Here is a 1,568-nt window from a genome sequence, read left to right as displayed (position 1 = left end):
TTGATGCGCGTGCGGATGTGCCTGTCCACACGCTGAATGCTGATCGGATCCTGGCAACTGAGCACCGCACCGGTCAGCACGCCCTGCTCGACGATGGGCATGCGGTTGACGATCAAGGCCTTGCCTTTGATGCGCTCGATTTTTTCCAGATCCTGCACACCCAGACGCAAGGTGGTCTGCAGACTCAGTTCGGGGCAGACATCCGTGAGCTTGCGGCCCAGCCACGCCTGAGGTGATACGCCCAGCCACTGCGCCATCGTCGGGTTCAGCGTCTGGATGCGCTCTTGCTGATCTACCGCGATCACGCCATCGCTGAGTTGCGCCAGGATGGTGTTGAGGCGCTCGCGTTTGGCCTGCTCGATGCGGGCTGCGCGCGCCACTTCAACGGCATCTTCCAGCGCTTCACGCACGGCATCGGTCGAGTAGAGAAAGACGCCCGCCAGACCTGCCTGGTCCGCCAGATCAGCCACCAGGCCCGGCCCGACCAGCGCCTGCACGCCCAAGGCCTTGAGTTCCAGCACGCAAGCCTGAGCGTCGTCCTCCGTGCGGTAGGTGCGCTGCACCAGGCCCATGTCAAGCAACTCGGCAAAGGGCGCGAGGTCAGGCGCCATGCCCTCGTAAGTCACCAGACCGATGTTGTGGGACACGCGACGGGCCCGAGCCAGCGCCTGCATCACATCGAAGCCCCCCACTTTGACCAGCACCACCGGCATGTCCAGATGCTGGCGCAGGTAAGCGCCATTCGAGCCGGCCGACACGACCACATCGATGGGGCGCTGCGCCTGCATGTCGCGAACACGACTGACGGCTTGCTCGAAGCCCATGTCCAGCACGTCCACCGAGGCGCGATCGGCGAAGTCCGGCGCCAGCTCCTGCAGCATCTTGTTGATGCGCTTGAAACCAACGGCCACGATGTGCGGCAAGGCGGTGGTCGCCGAGTGGGGGCGAAGGGCACTCATGGGGAGTTGAATGGTGTTTCAATAATGTTTCAATTCATTGTTTCATATATTTCATGAAATCGTTTCACAACAGAAACAGCAAAGATTGAAAATTGAATAACAATGGCCACGGCACGGTCGCCATTTCTCCAAGAGAATCAAGCAGTTGGCGTCGCAGTTCGTGCATTGGCATTGAAAAATGACTGCGCGCCCCAGGGGCTGGCACAGGCGTTGCGTTTCACAGGCAAACCGCTCAAGTTGGAGATCCGACATGTCCACCATGACCCCTGGCGCACGTTTCCGCCAAGCCCTCGCAGAAGAATCCCCTCTGCAGATCATCGGCGCCATCAACGCCAACCACGCCTTGCTGGCCAAGCGCGCGGGCTACCGTGCGATCTACCTCTCGGGTGGCGGCGTGGCCGCTGGCTCGCTGGGCCTGCCTGACCTGGGCATCAACACCCTGGACGACGTCCTGACTGACACCCGCCGCATCACCGATGTGTGCGACCTGCCTTTGCTGGTCGACATCGACACCGGCTTCGGCCCCTCGGCCTTCAACATCGAGCGCACGGTCAAGAGCCTGATCAAGGCCGGCGCCGCCGCCTGCCACATCGAAGACCAGGTCGGCGC

General features: G+C 62.0%; 2 protein-coding genes. One reads left to right on the top strand and one right to left on the bottom strand.

The window, feature by feature from the left end; genetic code table 11:
- The coding region (locus EPO09_RS18015; RefSeq protein WP_290645201.1) for a PrpR N-terminal domain-containing protein at window positions 1-959 on the bottom strand (959 nt) is incomplete at its 3' end.
- A 250-nt stretch (window positions 960-1,209) separates the two neighbouring features.
- Between EPO09_RS18015 and EPO09_RS18010 the strand changes: the two genes are divergently transcribed.
- Window positions 1,210-1,568 (top strand): isocitrate lyase/phosphoenolpyruvate mutase family protein (locus EPO09_RS18010; RefSeq protein WP_290645199.1); only part of this gene is annotated, 359 nt, incomplete at its 3' end.

It is taken from the genome of Aquabacterium sp. (genome assembly GCF_004297345.1).
In the GTDB taxonomy this organism is placed as follows: domain Bacteria; phylum Pseudomonadota; class Gammaproteobacteria; order Burkholderiales; family Burkholderiaceae_C; genus Aquabacterium.
This window is presented reverse-complemented; position numbering and strand designations above follow the sequence as displayed.